18 protein-coding genes are annotated in these 16,483 nt (G+C 44.3%); 14 read left to right on the plus strand and 4 right to left on the minus strand.

The window, feature by feature from the left end; all coding sequences use genetic code 11:
* Positions 1–413 precede the first annotated feature (413 nt).
* The 4 genes from pdhA (at position 414) to lpdA (ending at position 5,379) form a co-directional block, all read left to right on the plus strand.
* On the plus strand, positions 414–1,529 hold the full coding sequence (gene pdhA / locus MY7_RS06200; protein WP_007611171.1) for a pyruvate dehydrogenase (acetyl-transferring) E1 component subunit alpha: 1,116 nt from the start codon (positions 414–416) through the stop codon (positions 1,527–1,529).
* Between the two features lie 3 nt (positions 1,530–1,532).
* Positions 1,533–2,510 (plus strand): pyruvate dehydrogenase complex E1 component subunit beta, encoded by a 978-nt coding sequence (gene pdhB, locus MY7_RS06205; protein ID WP_003154528.1) that lies wholly within the window; start codon positions 1,533–1,535, stop codon positions 2,508–2,510.
* Positions 2,511–2,633: 123 nt separating this feature from the next.
* The gene (pdhC, locus tag MY7_RS06210) at positions 2,634–3,962 is read left to right on the plus strand and encodes a pyruvate dehydrogenase complex dihydrolipoyllysine-residue acetyltransferase (RefSeq protein WP_007611173.1); all 1,329 of its coding nucleotides are present in this window, start codon (positions 2,634–2,636) and stop codon (positions 3,960–3,962) included.
* 4 nt (positions 3,963–3,966) lie between these two features.
* Positions 3,967–5,379, plus strand: a complete 1,413-nt coding sequence (lpdA, locus tag MY7_RS06215; RefSeq protein ID WP_007409663.1) for a dihydrolipoyl dehydrogenase — start codon at positions 3,967–3,969, stop codon at positions 5,377–5,379.
* A 47-nt stretch (positions 5,380–5,426) separates the two neighbouring features.
* On the opposite strand, the gene MY7_RS06220 is transcribed toward lpdA, so the two are convergent.
* Positions 5,427–5,801, minus strand: a complete 375-nt coding sequence (locus MY7_RS06220) for a hypothetical protein (RefSeq protein ID WP_007409664.1) — start codon at positions 5,799–5,801, stop codon at positions 5,427–5,429.
* Positions 5,802–6,049: 248 nt separating this feature from the next.
* Here MY7_RS06220 and MY7_RS06225 point away from each other — a divergent pair, with 248 nt between their 5' ends.
* Positions 6,050–6,850, plus strand: a complete 801-nt coding sequence (locus tag MY7_RS06225) for a polysaccharide deacetylase family protein (protein ID WP_029325890.1) — start codon at positions 6,050–6,052, stop codon at positions 6,848–6,850.
* Between the two features lie 113 nt (positions 6,851–6,963).
* Positions 6,964–7,083: a GapA-binding peptide SR1P gene (locus tag MY7_RS19115; protein WP_003154518.1), complete on the plus strand. Its 120-nt coding sequence runs from the start codon at positions 6,964–6,966 to the stop codon at positions 7,081–7,083.
* A 47-nt stretch (positions 7,084–7,130) separates the two neighbouring features.
* Here MY7_RS19115 and MY7_RS06230 read toward each other — a convergent pair whose 3' ends face one another.
* Positions 7,131–8,603 carry an aminotransferase class I/II-fold pyridoxal phosphate-dependent enzyme gene (locus MY7_RS06230; RefSeq protein ID WP_029325891.1) on the minus strand — a complete coding sequence of 491 codons (1,473 nt, stop codon included), beginning with the start codon at positions 8,601–8,603 and terminating at the stop codon, positions 7,131–7,133.
* Between the two features lie 179 nt (positions 8,604–8,782).
* On the opposite strand from MY7_RS06230, the gene MY7_RS06235 reads away from it, so the two are divergent.
* Positions 8,783–9,049 carry a UPF0223 family protein gene (locus MY7_RS06235; protein WP_007611176.1) on the plus strand — a complete coding sequence of 89 codons (267 nt, stop codon included), beginning with the start codon at positions 8,783–8,785 and terminating at the stop codon, positions 9,047–9,049.
* A gap of 34 nt (positions 9,050–9,083) precedes the next feature.
* Here MY7_RS06235 and MY7_RS06240 read toward each other — a convergent pair whose 3' ends face one another.
* On the minus strand, positions 9,084–9,716 hold the full coding sequence (locus MY7_RS06240; protein WP_007611178.1) for a DUF1054 domain-containing protein: 633 nt from the start codon (positions 9,714–9,716) through the stop codon (positions 9,084–9,086).
* Positions 9,717–9,952: 236 nt separating this feature from the next.
* On the opposite strand from MY7_RS06240, the gene MY7_RS06245 reads away from it, so the two are divergent.
* The 3 genes from MY7_RS06245 (at position 9,953) to MY7_RS06255 (ending at position 11,511) form a co-directional block, all read left to right on the plus strand.
* Positions 9,953–10,141 (plus strand): hypothetical protein, encoded by a 189-nt coding sequence (locus tag MY7_RS06245; protein WP_007409669.1) that lies wholly within the window; start codon positions 9,953–9,955, stop codon positions 10,139–10,141.
* Between the two features lie 133 nt (positions 10,142–10,274).
* Complete coding sequence (gene suhB, locus MY7_RS06250) at positions 10,275–11,072, plus strand: inositol-1-monophosphatase (protein ID WP_007611181.1); 798 nt, start codon at positions 10,275–10,277, stop codon at positions 11,070–11,072.
* Complete coding sequence (locus MY7_RS06255; protein WP_007611182.1) at positions 11,059–11,511, plus strand: GNAT family N-acetyltransferase; 453 nt, start codon at positions 11,059–11,061, stop codon at positions 11,509–11,511. The genes suhB and MY7_RS06255 overlap by 14 nt, the downstream gene beginning before the upstream one ends.
* A gap of 51 nt (positions 11,512–11,562) precedes the next feature.
* Here MY7_RS06255 and MY7_RS06260 read toward each other — a convergent pair whose 3' ends face one another.
* Positions 11,563–13,128, minus strand: coding sequence for a M4 family metallopeptidase (locus MY7_RS06260; protein WP_029325892.1), 1,566 nt, complete (start codon positions 13,126–13,128; stop codon positions 11,563–11,565).
* 322 nt (positions 13,129–13,450) lie between these two features.
* Here MY7_RS06260 and MY7_RS06265 point away from each other — a divergent pair, with 322 nt between their 5' ends.
* From MY7_RS06265 to MY7_RS06280, 4 genes are read left to right on the plus strand one after another with little or no spacing between them, the layout of a single operon-like run.
* Complete coding sequence (locus MY7_RS06265; RefSeq protein ID WP_007611184.1) at positions 13,451–15,388, plus strand: hypothetical protein; 1,938 nt, start codon at positions 13,451–13,453, stop codon at positions 15,386–15,388.
* Positions 15,378–15,647 carry a hypothetical protein gene (locus MY7_RS06270; protein ID WP_007611185.1) on the plus strand — a complete coding sequence of 90 codons (270 nt, stop codon included), beginning with the start codon at positions 15,378–15,380 and terminating at the stop codon, positions 15,645–15,647. Before MY7_RS06265 ends, MY7_RS06270 begins: the two co-directional genes overlap by 11 nt.
* Positions 15,648–16,208 (plus strand): sigma-70 family RNA polymerase sigma factor, encoded by a 561-nt coding sequence (locus MY7_RS06275; RefSeq protein ID WP_007611187.1) that lies wholly within the window; start codon positions 15,648–15,650, stop codon positions 16,206–16,208.
* A complete protein-coding gene (locus tag MY7_RS06280; RefSeq protein ID WP_007611188.1) occupies positions 16,165–16,458 on the plus strand; it encodes an anti-sigma factor family protein in 294 nt (97 codons plus the stop codon). The genes MY7_RS06275 and MY7_RS06280 overlap by 44 nt, the downstream gene beginning before the upstream one ends.
* Positions 16,459–16,483 lie beyond the last annotated feature (25 nt).

Raw genomic sequence — 16,483 nt, forward strand, 5'->3', positions numbered from 1 at the left:
TTTTATCCCGCGGCATCTTTTCAAAGCCCGCCCCTAAGTTAAATAACTTAATTTACTCTTTGTAATTTTTTTTAATTATAGTACAGTAGAGCATTTTTATAATACAGTTTAAAGTCTTTTATAGTACAGTTTGGCGCAATATGATCTTAAGTTTTATAAGCGGTTTCAAAATGAGGTTATAAATGATTGACGGCTTTGTTTAATTACTGTAAACTATGGTTGTTGATCATATTGTACTAATAAAAAATCTTTTTTTATTAGTACAGTTTAAACGTCATTATCTTTGCTTAAGCGCTATGTGAATTTCTGAATGATTAATTTTAGAATTGCAGAGCATGATAAGACTGTTTTTAATACGGATGGCTAAACGGTATCCTAACCCTGTTAAATCAAAAGAAGAGGTGGTTTAAAAAATGGCTGCAAAGACAAAAACTTCAATTGTTGATAGCAAAAAACAATTTGATGCTATTCATAAGCAGTTTGAAACGTTCCAAATTTTAAATGCTGAAGGTGAAGTTGTAAATAAAGACGCAATGCCTGATCTTTCAGATGATCAGTTAAAGGAATTAATGAGAAGAATGGTGTATATCCGCATTTTAGACCAGCGTTCAATTTCTCTTTCCCGTCAAGGACGTTTAGGTTTCTATGCACCGACAGCGGGCCAGGAAGCTTCTCAAATTGCATCACACTTCGCGCTTGAACAGGACGATTTTATCCTTCCGGGTTATCGTGACGTTCCTCAGCTGATTTGGCACGGTCTTCCTTTACATCAGGCATTCCTGTTCTCAAGAGGCCATTTTAAAGGTAATCAGATGCCTGAGGGAGTAAATGCTTTATCACCTCAAATTATTATTGGTGCTCAAATTATTCAAACCGCAGGTGTAGCTTTAGGTCTTAAAAAGCGCGGTAAAAAAGCGGTAGCTATTACTTACACTGGTGACGGCGGAGCTTCTCAAGGTGACTTCTATGAAGGAATGAACTTTGCCGGAGCATTTAAAGCGCCAGCCATCTTCGTTGTTCAGAATAACCGCTATGCGATTTCAACTCCTGTAGAAAAGCAATCATCCGCACAGACAATTGCCCAAAAAGCAGTTGCCGTCGGTATTACAGGTGTTCAAGTAGACGGAATGGATGCACTTGCCGTTTACGCCGCAACCGCAGAAGCACGCCAGCGCGCAATTAACGGTGAAGGTCCGACTCTGATTGAAACTCTTACATTCCGTTACGGACCTCATACAATGTCCGGTGACGATCCGACTAAATATCGTACGAAAGAAATAGAAAATGAATGGGAGCAAAAAGACCCGCTCGTACGTTTCCGCAAGTTCTTGGAAAACAAAGGACTATGGTCTGAAGAAGAAGAGAACAAAGTGATTGAACAGGCCAAAGAAGAAATCAAACAAGCTATCAAAAAGGCTGACGGCGAATCAAAACCGAAAGTAACAGAGCTGATTGAGAATATGTTTGAAGAGCCGACGTTCAACTTGAAAGAACAACTTGAAATTTACAAAGCGAAGGAGTCGAAGTAAGCCATGGCGCAAATGACAATGATTCAAGCAATCACTGATGCGTTACGCACAGAACTGAAAAACAATGAAAACGTTCTGCTTTTCGGGGAAGATGTAGGCGTTGCCGGAGGCGTATTCCGTGCAACTGAAGGCCTTCAAAAAGAATTCGGTGAGGACCGCGTATTTGACACGCCGCTTGCTGAATCCGGTATCGGCGGTCTCGCTCTCGGTTTAGGCCTGCAAGATTACCGTCCTGTTATGGAAATCCAATTCTTCGGATTCGTATATGAAGTAATGGATTCAATCTCAGGACAAATGGCTCGTCTCCGCTACCGTTCTGGCGGACGCTGGACTTCTCCGGTGACAATCCGTTCTCCATTCGGCGGAGGGGTTCATACACCTGAACTTCACGCTGACAGTTTGGAAGGCCTTATCGCTCAGCAGCCGGGTATTAAAGTTGTTATCCCTTCCACTCCTTACGATGCAAAAGGACTGCTGATTGCCTCTATCAGAGACAATGATCCGGTTGTTTTCTTAGAGCATATGAAACTTTACCGTTCTTTCCGTCAGGAAGTTCCTGAGGAGGAATACACAATCGAGCTTGGCAAAGCTGATGTGAAACGCGAAGGTACTGACCTTTCTATCATCACATACGGCGCGATGGTTCATGAGTCGCTTAAGGCTGCTGAAGAGCTTGAAAAAGAAGGCGTTTCTGCTGAAGTTATCGACCTTCGCACTGTAAGTCCGCTTGATATTGATACGATTATTGCTTCTGTTGAAAAAACAGGCCGCGCAATTGTCGTGCAGGAAGCTCAAAAACAAGCCGGCATCGCTGCCAACGTTGTAGCTGAAATCAATGACCGCGCGATTCTGAGCCTGGAAGCTCCGGTTCTGCGTGTTGCGGCGCCTGATACAGTATTTCCTTTCTCGCTTGCTGAGAGCGTATGGCTTCCAAACCATAAAGACGTTCTTGAAACTGCGAAAAAAGTTCTTGAATTTTAATCAGGCATCATAAAAGACGGTAAAGAGAGTCCTTTTCTCTTATATGAAGGAATCTGTTTACTAGGTTCAATGCTTGCGAATGCATAACTAAAATTTGCTTAATCAACTAGGAGGTCGAAAACTGTGGCATTTGAATTTAAACTTCCGGATATCGGGGAAGGTATCCACGAAGGCGAAATCGTAAAATGGTTTGTTAAGCCGAACGACGAGGTAGAAGAAGACGATGTTCTGGCTGAAGTGCAAAATGATAAAGCAGTGGTAGAAATTCCTTCACCTGTTAAAGGAAAAGTATTAGAATTAAAAGTTGAAGAGGGAACAGTTGCAACTGTTGGACAAACGATTATTACGTTTGACGCACCTGGTTACGAAGATCTTCAATTTAAAGGAAGCCATGATTCAGGAGATGCGAAAACTGAAGCTCAAGTTCAGTCATCTGCTGAAGCAGGGCAGGATATCTCTAAAGAAGAGACTCCTAAAGAGCCTGCAAAAGAAACCGGCGCAGGACAGCAGGACCAAGCGGAAGCTGATCCGAACAAACGCGTGATCGCGATGCCTTCTGTACGCAAATATGCCCGTGAAAAAGGCGTGGATATCCGTAAAGTAACAGGTTCAGGCAATAACGGACGTGTTGTAAAAGAAGATATCGACAGCTTTGCAAATGGAGGAGCGGCTCAAGAAGCGGCACCGCAAGAAACAGCTGCACCTCAGGAAACAGCTAAACCTGCAGCGGCTCAGGCCCCTGAAGGCGAATTCCCTGAAACACGCGAAAAAATGAGCGGTATCCGTAAAGCGATCGCGAAAGCAATGGTGAACTCTAAGCATACTGCACCGCACGTAACTCTTATGGATGAAGTTGACGTAACAAATCTTGTTGCTCACCGCAAACAGTTCAAACAAGTTGCTGCTGATCAAGGCATCAAGCTGACTTATCTGCCTTACGTCGTCAAAGCATTAACATCCGCTTTGAAAAAATTCCCTGTTTTAAACACATCTATTGATGATAAAACAGATGAAGTGATCCAAAAACATTACTTCAACATCGGAATTGCAGCGGATACCGAAAAAGGCCTGCTTGTGCCGGTAGTGAAAAATGCCGACCGTAAAGCCGTTTTCGAAATCTCTGATGAAATCAACAGCCTTGCTACAAAAGCGCGTGAAGGCAAGCTTGCACCTGCGGAAATGAAAGGCGCTTCTTGCACGATCACAAATATCGGTTCTGCCGGAGGCCAATGGTTCACACCGGTTATCAACCACCCAGAGGTTGCGATTCTCGGTATCGGCCGTATTGCTGAAAAAGCGATCGTCCGTGACGGTGAAATTGTAGCTGCTCCTGTCTTAGCTCTTTCTCTCAGCTTTGACCACCGTATGATTGACGGAGCAACTGCACAAAATGCGTTAAACCACATCAAGCGTTTACTGAACGATCCACAACTTATTTTAATGGAGGCGTAATGTTATGGTAGTAGGAGATTTCCCTATTGAAACAGATACTCTTGTGATTGGTGCGGGACCCGGCGGCTATGTAGCTGCCATCCGCGCTGCTCAGCTTGGACAAAAAGTAACAGTCGTTGAAAAAGCAACTCTTGGAGGCGTTTGTCTGAACGTCGGCTGTATTCCTTCAAAAGCGCTCATCAATGCAGGCCATCGTTACGAGAATGCAAAACATTCAGATGACATGGGAATCACTGCTGAGAACGTAACGGTTGACTTTACAAAAGTCCAAGAATGGAAAGCTTCTGTTGTAAATAAGCTTACCGGCGGTGTTGCAGGTCTTTTAAAAGGAAATAAAGTGGACGTTATAAAAGGGGAAGCTTATTTCGTAGACAGCAACTCTGTCCGTGTAATGGATGAGAACTCTGCGCAAACATACACATTTAAAAACGCAATCATTGCTACCGGTTCTCGCCCTATCGAATTGCCAAACTTCAAATATAGCGAACGCGTTCTGAACTCTACAGGCGCACTTGCGCTTAAAGAAATTCCGAAAAAGCTCGTTGTTATCGGCGGCGGATATATCGGTACTGAGCTTGGAACAGCGTATGCGAACTTCGGAACTGAATTGGTTATTTTAGAAGGCGGAGATGAAATTCTTCCTGGCTTCGAAAAACAAATGAGTTCTCTCGTTACCCGCAGACTGAAGAAAAAAGGCAACGTTGAAATCCATACAAGCGCCATGGCTAAAGGCGTTGAGGAAAGACCTGACGGCGTAACAGTTACATTCGAAGTAAAAGGCGAAGAAAAAACGGTTGATGCTGATTACGTATTAATCACTGTCGGACGCCGTCCGAACACTGATGAGCTCGGCCTTGAGCAAGTCGGTATCGAAATGACTGACCGCGGTGTCATTAAAACAGACAAGCAGTGCCGCACAAACGTACCGAACATCTACGCAATCGGTGACATCATTGACGGACCTCCATTGGCTCACAAAGCGTCTTACGAAGGTAAAATCGCTGCGGAAGCTATTTCAGGAGAGCCGGCTGAAATCGATTACCTCGGTATTCCGGCGGTTGTATTCTCTGAGCCTGAACTGGCTTCTGTCGGTTACACTGAAGCACAGGCGAAAGAAGAAGGCATTGAAGTCGTTGCAGCTAAGTTCCCGTTTGCAGCGAACGGACGTGCGCTGTCTCTTAACGAAACTGACGGCTTCATGAAGCTGATCACTCGTAAAGAAGACGGTCTTGTAATCGGTGCGCAAATTGCCGGCGCAAGCGCTTCTGACATGATTTCTGAATTGAGCCTTGCGATCGAAGGCGGAATGACTGCTGAAGATATCGCAATGACAATTCACGCTCACCCGACATTGGGCGAAATCACTATGGAAGCTGCCGAAGTAGCAATCGGAAGCCCGATCCATATCGTAAAATAATAATGTAATAAAGAAACAGCCCCCGTTTGTAAAAGCGGGGGCTGTTTTTATTGTGCAAGCACATGCTGCATAGGTTTGATGATATCCTCTTTTTTCTTTACGGATCCCTCAATCTTCATGACCACATGCCGATGATTGATCACCATCAGCGCAGGGAACGTGTTGATTTCCTCTTCCCATCCCTTTCTGTTGTCATAAACCTTCATTTGATCGACATGATGGGGATATTTCTTTTCTAAATCAAGGATCGCGTCGTAATAAGGCACTTCTTTATCTATATGATTTTCATCGGAAAAAAACAAAATTTGAGTGTGATGAATGCTGTCGATCCGGTTTTTTGTAAATGGACTGACAGTAGAAACCGAACAGCTTGACAGAACGAACAGCATCAAAAAAAAGGGAATCACCGTACGGTAGCGCATCTATCTTACTCCTCTGTTTTATATAATATATTGGTTCATCCATTTATAAGGACTATATCAAGTGTATCACGAGAGGTGAAAAACCTAAGGCTTGTTACTGAATTGTTATATAATTGAAACCGTTTTTAATGAAGAAATAATACGTGTGACAACTTGCGCAGCCGATGTGTAAAAAAGGCACATTGTTTTTCGTGAGAGCGCTGTTTTTTCGTTATACTGGGGGCAAAACCATATCAGGAGGGATTGTCATGTATAAAGCCGCTGCAGCCGTCATATGTATGTGCTTACTCGCCGGCTGCCAATCAAATGAAAAGATGCAAACAAACAAACCCCATTCTCAAGCCGCGGCCAATCACGCCAAACGGGAAAACCACCATACAAAAGAGGAAAAACAGAAAAAACAAAAGGCGGAGCCCCGTTACTATATCAATCCGAAAAGTTTTTCTGTGGAAAAAATGGATGAACAGAAAGAGAAAAAACCGATCGCATTGGTAACGATCGATGACGCGCCTGATCAGCATGCCGCTGAGATTGCGGACAAACTGCACGATCTCAATGCGTCAGCGATCTTTTTTGTGAACGGACATTTTTTGAAAAAAGATGAAAATAAGAAAGCGCTTAAGCATATTCATGAGTTAGGTTTTATGATCGGAAATCATACAATGACTCATCAAAACTTAAAAGATCTTTCCGAACAAAAACAACGGGAAGAAATCATTGGCGTCAATAAAGCGGTTGAAAAGGTAATAGGAGAGAAGCCCGCATTTTTCAGGGCGCCTTTCGGAAGCAATACGGACTACAGTGACAGACTTATAAAAAAAGAAGGTATGGTGAAAATGAACTGGACCTTCGGGTATGATTGGGATCAGAAATATCAATCCAAAAAAGCGCTTACCGATATCACACTGAGCAGTCCTTATCTGCGGGACGGGGCCAACATATTGATGCATGACCGGAAATGGACGGCGGAAGCCATGCCGGACATTGTAAAAGGATTGCGTCATAAAGGATATACTGTGATTGACCCTCGAGCTATAAAAAGACCGTAAAAAATAAATGTGTTATACAATTTATCAGTTGACATATTAAATGTGACATAATAATATAATAACAACAAGTAAAAATTAAGCGTTTTCAAATTCTGAGAAATGGGGAATGACAGATGGGTACAATTGTTTGCCAAGACTGTAACGAAGCGATTCATTACTTTGAGGATGAGAAGGTCACGACGTTATACGGAACATGCTGCGGACAATGCCAGTGTCATCTTGAAGAAGAGTAAAAAGCGTAAAAAGGCCCGAAACGATTTCGTTTCGGGCTTCTTTATGTTTATTGGATGGCTTTTTGCTCTTTGATGACTCTGATCATTTCAAGCGTTGCATCTTCGGGACCCTGCACAGGAAGGCCGGCGTCCAAGTTTTTAAAAATGTAGCTGATATTTTCTTCAGTAATGATCTCACCCGGAATAAAGATCGGAATTCCCGGCGGGTACACCATGACAAACTCTGCGATGATCCGTCCTGCGGATTCTTTTAACGGAATGACTTCCGTATTTGCGTAAAACGCGTCTCTTGGCGTCATCGCTAACAGAGGAATTTCAGGAAGCAGAACTTCGGTTGGCTGATGAGCATAGTCATTGTCGGAAGCCTGCTTTGAAATGTCTGTAAGCGCGCTTACAAGACGGTCGGCATCTCCTGCTCTGTCTCCGGGGGTGAAAATACATAAAATATTATACAAATCGGACAGCTCGACTTCGATATTATATGATTCGCGGAGCCATTTTTCAACGTCATGGCCCGTCAGGCCGAGGTTTTTGACCGAAATGATTAATTTAGTCGGATCATAACTGAATGCAGCTTTAGACCCTGTGATTTCTTCGCCGACACAGCGGATGCCTTCAATTTGATTGAGGCGTTCCCGTGTCTGATCCGCCAGCAGAATCGTATCTTCAAGAAGATCGCGGCCTTCTGTAGCGAGGCGTTTTCTTGCGACATCAAGTGAAGCGAGAAGCAGATAGGATGTTGACGTTGTCGTCAGCATGCTTAAAATCGACTGTACTCTTTCTTTGGAAACAAGACCTTCTCTCACATTTAAAATGGAGCTCTGCGTCAGGGAGCCTCCCAATTTGTGCACGCTTGTGGCTGCCATATCAGCGCCCGCCTGCATGGCGGACAGAGGAAGCTTATCATGAAAATGAATATGCACGCCGTGCGCTTCATCGACAAGCACAGGCACATCGAAAGAATGCGCGAGCTTTACAATGCTGCTCAAGTCCGCTGCCACACCGAAGTACGTCGGATTTATGACAAGCAGGCCTTTTGCGTCAGGGTGCTCCGTCAAAGCCCGCTCTGCGGACTCAAGCGTAATGCCGTGAGAAATTCCGAGCTCATCGTCAATTTCCGGGTGTATAAAAATCGGAACCGCTCCGGAAAATACAATGGCCGACATAATGGATTTATGAACGTTTCTCGGGATGATGATTTTATCTCCGGGTCCGCATACGGCCATGACCATCGTCATAATGGCGCCGCTCGTCCCTTGTACGGAAAAGAAGGTATGGTCTGCACCGAATGCTCGAGCGGCCAGATCCTGGGCTTCTTTAATGATGCCTTTTGGCGCATGTAAATCATCCAGGGGTTCGATATTAATTAAATCTATACTTAACGCGTTTTCTCCGATAAATTGTCTGAATTCCGGATCCATTCCCGCGCCTTTTTTATGGCCCGGAATGTGGAATTGGACAGGCTGTCTGTCCGCGTGCTTTTTCAGTCCGCTGTACAGGGGTGTTTCATGTTGCGGCAATTGTTTTCCCACCTTTATCATAATACCTACGGATTAGTTTGTATTACATTCAGTTTTATTACCCGTTTTTTAAACGTAAAACAAATGAATTATATTATGAACTTGAAAGAAAGTAAAGAACAATTTATGATCTATGGAAGATGCTTATTTTGAGCATGATTATAAAGGAGTGAAGACATTTGGAATATCAATATCCGATGAATGAGGACTGGACGACAGAGGAGGCCGTGGATGTCATTGCTTTTTTTCAGCAGGTGGAAAACGCCTATGAAAAAGGGGCTGACCGAGACAGACTTCTGAATACGTACCGCCGCTTTAAAGAAATCGTTCCCGGGAAAGCGGAAGAAAAGAAAATCTGCAGCCAATTTGAAGCTGACAGCACCTATTCCCCGTATCGGACTGTGAAACAGGCGAAACAATCAGGTCAAGCGATGATCAAAATGTAGACAAAGCGAGCCGGCAATCGGCCCGCTTTTTATGTTATGAGACTTTCTGAGTCAGTGTGTATAAAAAGGAAAGCTTCCTAAAAGCATCTTCAATGGTTTGCAGGAATTCATTGTTGTTCATGTTGATCACGTCTTCTTTTTGCAGCTGAATGCCGCACAAAAGCTCTGCTTTTTTCACTGTCTGCAGGCGTTCAAATAATGTTTTCAGCTGCTCCTGATCCATGTCGGACTGCTTGTACGCACCTGGCTTCGTATGATCCGGCGACCATACAAAATGACCGGGAATCTGTTTTATGATGTCCTCCTGCTTCGCTTCCAGCAATCTGCCGTATTCCTCTTTTATCGGAGATTCATAAATGATGGCAAACCATACAAACATATGGGTGTCCCATAAACCGATCTGAAAGTGAGGGAGTTTCTTATACCCGCGTTTGCTGTTGGCAAAGGCAACCCAGCTGTCAGCCGGCGGGTTGACAGATCTTCTCGCGTGCTTGGCGACATGCGGGAACATTTCATCTCCTGTCAATGCTGACAATGTCGGTGCGAAATGCTCTCCTAACAAGGTCAGCTTCGGACGGACTTGTTCTTTTAACACCTCCATGCGCGGATCTAAACCTTCTATTGTAAATGTATCGAAGTCTTCTTTTGTAAAACGCATCTGAGTCATCTTTTTCCTCCTTATCGTAAGTATTCATATTTTACCACAGCCGCCGCCGGCCGCAAAAACATTGAGAACGTTTGAGCCGAGAGGATTGGTGGTAAAAAACGAATAGGTAAACACACAATTTTAAGAATGTTGTTACAGCCGAATATAAGTTTCCATACGATATAAGAAGTATCATTAATAAATTGGAAAAATGGGATGCTTTTTTAACAAATGATCTCTGGAAGGGGCGAAAGACAATGAGGCAAGTGGTGAAGGAAGGATTCAGGGAGGAAAAAAATAACCGTGTAGCTGTCTGGAGACTAGAGGTTGATTATGAATTGGCAACCCTGTATGAGGCCATGCAAAAAGAGAATGCAGATCAAATCGATCTCAGCAAAAGAAAACTGGAACGTCTCAGAAAAGAATGGATTCGGCTTAACGGATAAAGAATAGTAAAAACGAACCGCAGGAAATGGTTCGTTTTTACGTGAGAAGGCATTTTTTTCATTTTCCTTGCTTTTTCATCGCCTTTATCAGTATGCTATAGAATAAGCTATACATAGAAAAGAGGTACACGGTATGACAAATTGGACGGAAATTGATGATATCGCAAAAAAGTGGGTAAAAGAAGCCGGAACGAGAATCAGACAATCCATGCAGGAAAGCTTGACGATTGAAACAAAATCAAATCCGAATGATTTAGTCACAAATATTGATAAAGAGACGGAGCGCTTTTTCATTGACCGTATACAGGGAACTTTTCCCGGACACCGGATTCTCGGAGAAGAAGGGCAGGGGGATAAACTCCGCTCCCTTGACGGAATCGTCTGGATTATTGATCCGATCGACGGAACGATGAATTTTGTCCATCAAAAGCGGCATTTCGCAATCTCCATCGGCATCTTTGAAGACGGAAAAGGCAAAATCGGCTTAATTTATGATGTGATGCAGGACGAGCTGTATCACGCCTTCAGCGGAAAAGGGGCTTATCTGAACGACACGCCGCTTGCTCCTTTAAAAGAAGCTTCCATTGAAGAAGCCATTATTGCAATCAATGCCACATGGGTGACGGAAAACAGAAGGATTGACCCGAGTATTTTGGCGCCGCTCGTAAAACGGGTCAGAGGAACGCGTTCCTACGGTTCGGCGGCACTTGAGCTGGCCAGTGTTGCGGCCGGCCGCATTGACGCATACATTACGATGAGGCTCGCGCCGTGGGATTACGCTGCCGGCTGCGTGCTGCTGAACGAAGTCGGGGGCATTTACACGACCACAGACGGCGAACCGTTTACGTTTTTAGACAACCACAGCGTGCTTGCGGGCAATCCGGCAATACATAAAATTATCTTTGACGACTATTTACATGCTGACAGGTAGAGATTTTGAAGAAGAAGATCTCGGGTTTCTGGAGCAGCTGGCGGCATCACACCCGGTGTGGAAAAACGAAGAGTTCGGAACAAAAAATGCGGCGGAGTTTATGCTTTCATACTCTATGTACAATGGAACGTGGCTCGTATGGGAGATTGACGGCGCTCCTGCCGCCGTCAGTTTTCATTTGGAATGGGCCCCTTCAAACGGAAAACCGTGGCTCGGAACCGTGGCCGTCGCTCCGGAGGCAAAAGAGAAAGGAATCGGACGCGCGGTCATTGAAGAGATTGCGGGCCGGCTGAGAGGAGAGCATAAAGCGATGTTTTCAGCCGTTCCCCTGGACAGGCAGGAATGGGTTTTGTTTTTAAGCCAATGCGGCTTTGAACAGCTCAAGCTTGAAAAAGACGATCGGGAAAAGACATATATGATCATGGTGAAGCCATTGTGAAATGTTTCAGATATAAAAAAGAGACCGGATTTCTCCGGTCTCTTTTCTTGTTTACAAGCCGACCGCATTCCAGGCCGCTTCTACGCTTGCAGCGTCTTGAGAGCCGTAAAGGTCCCGCGCTGATTGAATCAAAGCTGCTTTTGCATCTTTAAAGTTTGATGACGGAGTGAGATATACCGTTAGTGCGCGATAGTAAATCTGCTCCGCTTTTTTCACGCCGATTTTTGTAATCGTGTTGTAAGCGGCTTTGTTCGGAATTCCGCTGTTTGTATGCACGCCGCCGTAGTCGCCGGCATCAGTGTTCGGAAGGTTTCGATAATTTTTGTAATGGTCGGGCTGTCCGTATTTTGTCGGAGTGGATAAACTGCGGAGAGCCGGCTGGCTGACCGTAATATCTTCACCGATATCCCAGTCCTCAGTATCGTTGAAGTATCCGAATACATCAGAGAAGGATTCGTTTAAAGCGCCCGGCTGATTTTCATAGTTCAGGTTGGCTGTTTCCTGTGTAACACCATGTGTCATTTCATGAGCCGTTACGTCCATTGAACCGGAAAGAGGCGAGAAGAATGAGCCGTCACCGTCACCGTAAATCATTTGGTCGCCGATCCAGGCCGCGTTATTGTATTTGCTTCCGTAATGAACGGAAGATACGATTTTGCCGCCTTTATTGTCGTAGCTGTTGCGTTTAAACGTCTGATAGAAATAATCGTACACTTTGCCGAGATTGTAATGCGCATCAACGGCAGCGCGCTGAGAAGAAGTTGTGAACTGGTTTGTAGTGCTTGATACGAGCGTGCCCGGCAGGTTATATTGTCGGTTTTGCAGATCGTACGTAATAATTTGCGTTCCGGTAGGTTTAGAAAGATCACGCATTACATATTTGCCGCTTTCAGAAGAAATATTTAATGAGACCGTTTTTCCTTTAAGAGTCGTACCTGTTCCGGTTGCAGCGGCATGCTCCACTTTGTTTTGCTTTTTCAGGACTTTCCCTGTTTCCGCATCAACGGTTACTTCCCAGTTAGCTGGTTCCGGTTCGATGTAGCGGATGGTTACATCATAGGCGAGGCGGTATTTACCGTCTTTTGTGGCCGCTGCTTTCAGCTCGGCTTTGTTTTTGTTTGCAACGTTGCCGTTAGAGACGGCTTCAGGTGATTTGCCGATTGCTTTAAAAGCATGATCCAGCGCCTGATTTGCAGATAATTTTTTGTTGTTTGCCGTTTTGGCAGAAGCATCGTTGTTTAATTCACCGTTAATCGCATAGACATTGTTGGATTTATCGACGTGAATAATGACTTGCGAGTCTTTCACAGGCACACCGTTAACGACAGGCACATAACGGAAGTGTTTGTAGCCGAGATCATCAGTCGTGTGGTCAATCAGCTTCAGTCTCTCAGAAGGGTTGCCTTTGAAGACTTTGCCGTTTTGTTTCAAGTATTGCTTGATTGCTTTGTCACTGACTGAAGGCAATTCAGATTGCACCAAAGAATGCTTCGGCACAAAGTTCGTCAGGTTTTCTTTAAGCTGAGGATTCTCAGCGGCCTGAACACCCGGAAGACTGATGGTTAAACTCATAAAGGAAGCGGCGACAGCAACAGACAATTTCTTACCTAAACCCACAATAAATCCCCCTTTTTGAAAATAATGAAAACTTATATTGTTATAATAAACCAGCATTCTCTCATTCTGCAATATAAAACTAGACTCCGCTGATGAATTGATAGAATCGTCCCGGAAAGGCTTCCGGCGGCCAGCATCGGGGGATAAGCCGAGAGGCACGTGTTGAATCAGACATGAGTCGAATGATGCGATTTATTCTGAAAAAAATGACAAATGAAGTCGGGAAAAATGATAGGGGAAAAATGTTCCGATCTGTAAAACTTTTTTTATAGCCGTTTGTCTAAACGGGTGAGGCCTTAATAAACGAAAAGGATTGTTTCAGATGTCAGAGATTTTCAGTCATTTTATTCAGCATTTCGACAGGTATTTCATTTTAAGCAGACAGAGCGTGTTGATCATTCAGTGGTCAGCCGTCTGCCTTGCTGTTTTATACGCGTTGACTTTTCATCCGAAAATCAGCCGTGAGAGAGTTTGGTTTTATTCAGGAATTCTGCTCAGGGCCGTATTATTAGCGGGCATAACAGTTGAATTGGTTCATCAGGTGCAGAGTACTCACTTTAGCGCGCACTATTTGATATCGGAAGAAAGAGAGCTTATTCCGATCGTTCATCTCTTAATGTATGGGTATGTGCTGCTTACCGCGTTTCACTATATGCTCATGCCGCGGGAGCAGAGGGGAAAGGGCATGTTTTATACGTTTGATCTCACTGTGGTGACACTGCCCGTCATTCAGCTGATCTTCAGCTTTTTCGCTTTCTGGAATATCAGTCCCGATGCGATGACGGGGGAGGACATAGTTTCGATGCTATGTTTTATTACGGTTGTTTTACTTCTGCTGATTTCTATGAATGTTTTATTCTTTAAAATGTATTGGAAACCGAGACCTGTTTTTATCGGCGTGTTTTATGCCGGGGTCATCGGGCTGTTGGTGTGGGTGCTCGCTGCGCCCTCGGCCGGTGTAACAAAAGATTACGGCAGACTTCTCCCATTTACGGTGTATTTAACGATGGCCGGTTTTCTGATGACCCATCATTTATTTCATCGGTCAGACAGGATCAGACAGCGGACGAAAAACTTTCTTGCGGGAGCAACGGCCGCTGGTTTTATTGTCTTTTTGAATCCGGCATACAATGCGGGAGATGCCGCTTTTGCGGTTTCAAAGCCAATGGCTGAAGATACTGTTGAGGATGTTGGTGGACATATCACTTCAGACCAAGCGGAACGGATCCTTACATCATTTTTTTCGGCAGAGAATCCGATTTATTTAACAGAAACCAATCAGGATCTCCATTACTTTTACCGTTTTAAAACGAAAGATTATGAAGCGGAAGTGGACGAGGTTTCCCGATTGATTACAAATTACCAATATCTTAAAAAACCGGAAGGCCGCACTTTAACAGAAGAGGAATACCGGAAAAAGTTGCTGGATTTCTTGTCGGCGCACGGCCGAAAAATAAAAACACAAGGGATTCAGACAACAGTGAGAAAAGAAAACGGACAGTTTGTCGTGGAGATTGCGCCGAAAACACAAGGGACGAAACACGAACATTCGGGCACAGTATTTTACTGGGAAAAAGACACCATTATGGGTTTTTCAGAAGATCCGTCTATTTATCAGCTTGAGTCACTGTCGCAGGTGCATATGACGGAAAAAGACATAGTGAAAGCATCAAAAGCCGCCTTTCGTACGCTGCAAATGCCTGATCAGACATTTGAAATCACAAATACAAATATAAACAGCCTGATCGGCAGCAGTTTGACCGTAACTGCGAATAACGGAACGGAGCTGATATTTGATGCAGTATCCGGACGTCTTATGAAAATCAGAGTCTCACCTGACAGCACCGTTTTAACAAAAACAGAACTTCAGAAGAAGCTTTTTTCATTGCTGGACGCGGATACTTCAAAGCTTAGACAAATTGATAAATCGGAAGGCAATCTCGTTTTTGAAAACTCTGAAGGCACATTCGTTTATACGCTCCGGAATGAAGAAGGCATGAAAGAGGCTTCATTCTACGGACAGGTAAGTGCCAAAACATTCCCGCATACATACAGAGACGGACAAACAGCCTTCAACAAAGTGGCGGCAGCTTATAACGGCATCATTTACAAAAAGCGGGTGAAGCCTGTCATAGCGGTGAAAGACGGCGTAACATATAACGCATGGCTCGTCATTATTCAGCCGTTCGGTTCAAACCGTCATGACGCATATGTAGTGAACGCGGATACTTACGAGGCGGTGAACCTTTATGAACAATAAAGAAAAAAAGGCTGTCTTCTTCGATTTATACGACCTATATAAGGAGGGGGAACTCGAAGGCGGCACGCTCCAGTGGATGAAAGAACATGAGCATTTATTCGGAGCTGAGGCGGAAAACAGAAAAGGGCAGTATGAACATGGTTTGAATGCGCCGTCCGGCGATATCCGCCAGATTAAATACATGAAATGCCTGACGTATGGATTGTACGGATTCTTCATAGTGCTCTCAATCTGGATGACAGTGTGGTTTTATTTTTAAATGAAAAACAAGATGTCAATTGAACAGCTGTACCGTGAACATTATCAAGATATTATGTATTACCTTTACAGACGCACACATCATGCTGAGACCGCTAAAGACCTCGCTCAGGATACATTTATGAAAGCATTTAACGGGCTTGATTCGTTTAAGGGCCATTCGTCTATCAGAACGTGGCTCTATGCAATTGCCCATCATACCTTCATCAATTGGTACAGACGTGATAGAAAATATCAATTTTCAGATATCACTCTGAATGAAGGGCTTCAGCAAACAACATATGAACTTCCGGAGCATTACGTCGCCCGGACAGACACTCAGAATGCGCTGACCGGGCAGATTCAGCGTCTGAAAAGCGATCAGCAGACCGTTTTAATTTTAAGGGAATTTCAAGAGCTGTCTTACGAAGAGATTGCTGATGTTTTGGACTGGAGTCTTTCGAAGGTGAAGAGCACCCTGTACAGGGCGAGAATGCAGCTGAAACAGCACTTGGCGGAAAAAGGAAGGACGGACAGATATGACTTGCTGTTTAGTGAGAGATTTACTCCCTTTATATATTGAAGGCGATTGTGAAACAGAAACGGAGCGGTTTATTTCCCGCCATCTTGAATCATGCGGTAAGTGCGGGAGTTTATATCATATGATGAAGGAGCCGCTTGACCTCGGCAGCCCTGAGATGAAGGCGCCAGCCTGTTATGCAGAAGAAGAAAGGCGGTTTAAGGAACGGTATTACGGGAAACTGCTGATAAAAGCAGCCTGTATGTTCGGCGCTGTTTTCTTTATCATGCTGATCCTTAAACTGCTGATTTAAAAAAACGCCCGGCTGAATGACCGGG

Source organism: Bacillus sp. 5B6, from assembly GCF_000259405.1.
GTDB lineage: Bacteria > Bacillota > Bacilli > Bacillales > Bacillaceae > Bacillus > Bacillus velezensis.

Bases quoted from the DNA above. Each gene is read 5' to 3' on its own strand.
- pdhB (WP_003154528.1), top strand. From the start codon at position 1,533: ATGGCGCAAATGACAATGATTCAAGCAATCACTGATGCGTTACGCACA.
- pdhA (WP_007611171.1), top strand. From the start codon at position 414: ATGGCTGCAAAGACAAAAACTTCAATTGTTGATAGCAAAAAACAATTT.
- MY7_RS19115 (WP_003154518.1), top strand. From the start codon at position 6,964: ATGGGTACAATTGTTTGCCAAGACTGTAACGAAGCGATTCATTACTTT.
- MY7_RS06270 (WP_007611185.1), top strand. From the start codon at position 15,378: ATGAACAATAAAGAAAAAAAGGCTGTCTTCTTCGATTTATACGACCTA.
- MY7_RS06245 (WP_007409669.1), top strand. From the start codon at position 9,953: ATGAGGCAAGTGGTGAAGGAAGGATTCAGGGAGGAAAAAAATAACCGT.
- MY7_RS06225 (WP_029325890.1), top strand. From the start codon at position 6,050: ATGTATAAAGCCGCTGCAGCCGTCATATGTATGTGCTTACTCGCCGGC.
- MY7_RS06240 (WP_007611178.1), bottom strand. From the start codon at position 9,716: ATGACTCAGATGCGTTTTACAAAAGAAGACTTCGATACATTTACAATA.
- MY7_RS06265 (WP_007611184.1), top strand. From the start codon at position 13,451: ATGTCAGAGATTTTCAGTCATTTTATTCAGCATTTCGACAGGTATTTC.
- MY7_RS06275 (WP_007611187.1), top strand. From the start codon at position 15,648: ATGAAAAACAAGATGTCAATTGAACAGCTGTACCGTGAACATTATCAA.
- suhB (WP_007611181.1), top strand. From the start codon at position 10,275: ATGACAAATTGGACGGAAATTGATGATATCGCAAAAAAGTGGGTAAAA.
- MY7_RS06255 (WP_007611182.1), top strand. From the start codon at position 11,059: ATGCTGACAGGTAGAGATTTTGAAGAAGAAGATCTCGGGTTTCTGGAG.
- lpdA (WP_007409663.1), top strand. From the start codon at position 3,967: ATGGTAGTAGGAGATTTCCCTATTGAAACAGATACTCTTGTGATTGGT.
- MY7_RS06220 (WP_007409664.1), bottom strand. From the start codon at position 5,801: ATGCGCTACCGTACGGTGATTCCCTTTTTTTTGATGCTGTTCGTTCTG.
- MY7_RS06280 (WP_007611188.1), top strand. From the start codon at position 16,165: ATGACTTGCTGTTTAGTGAGAGATTTACTCCCTTTATATATTGAAGGC.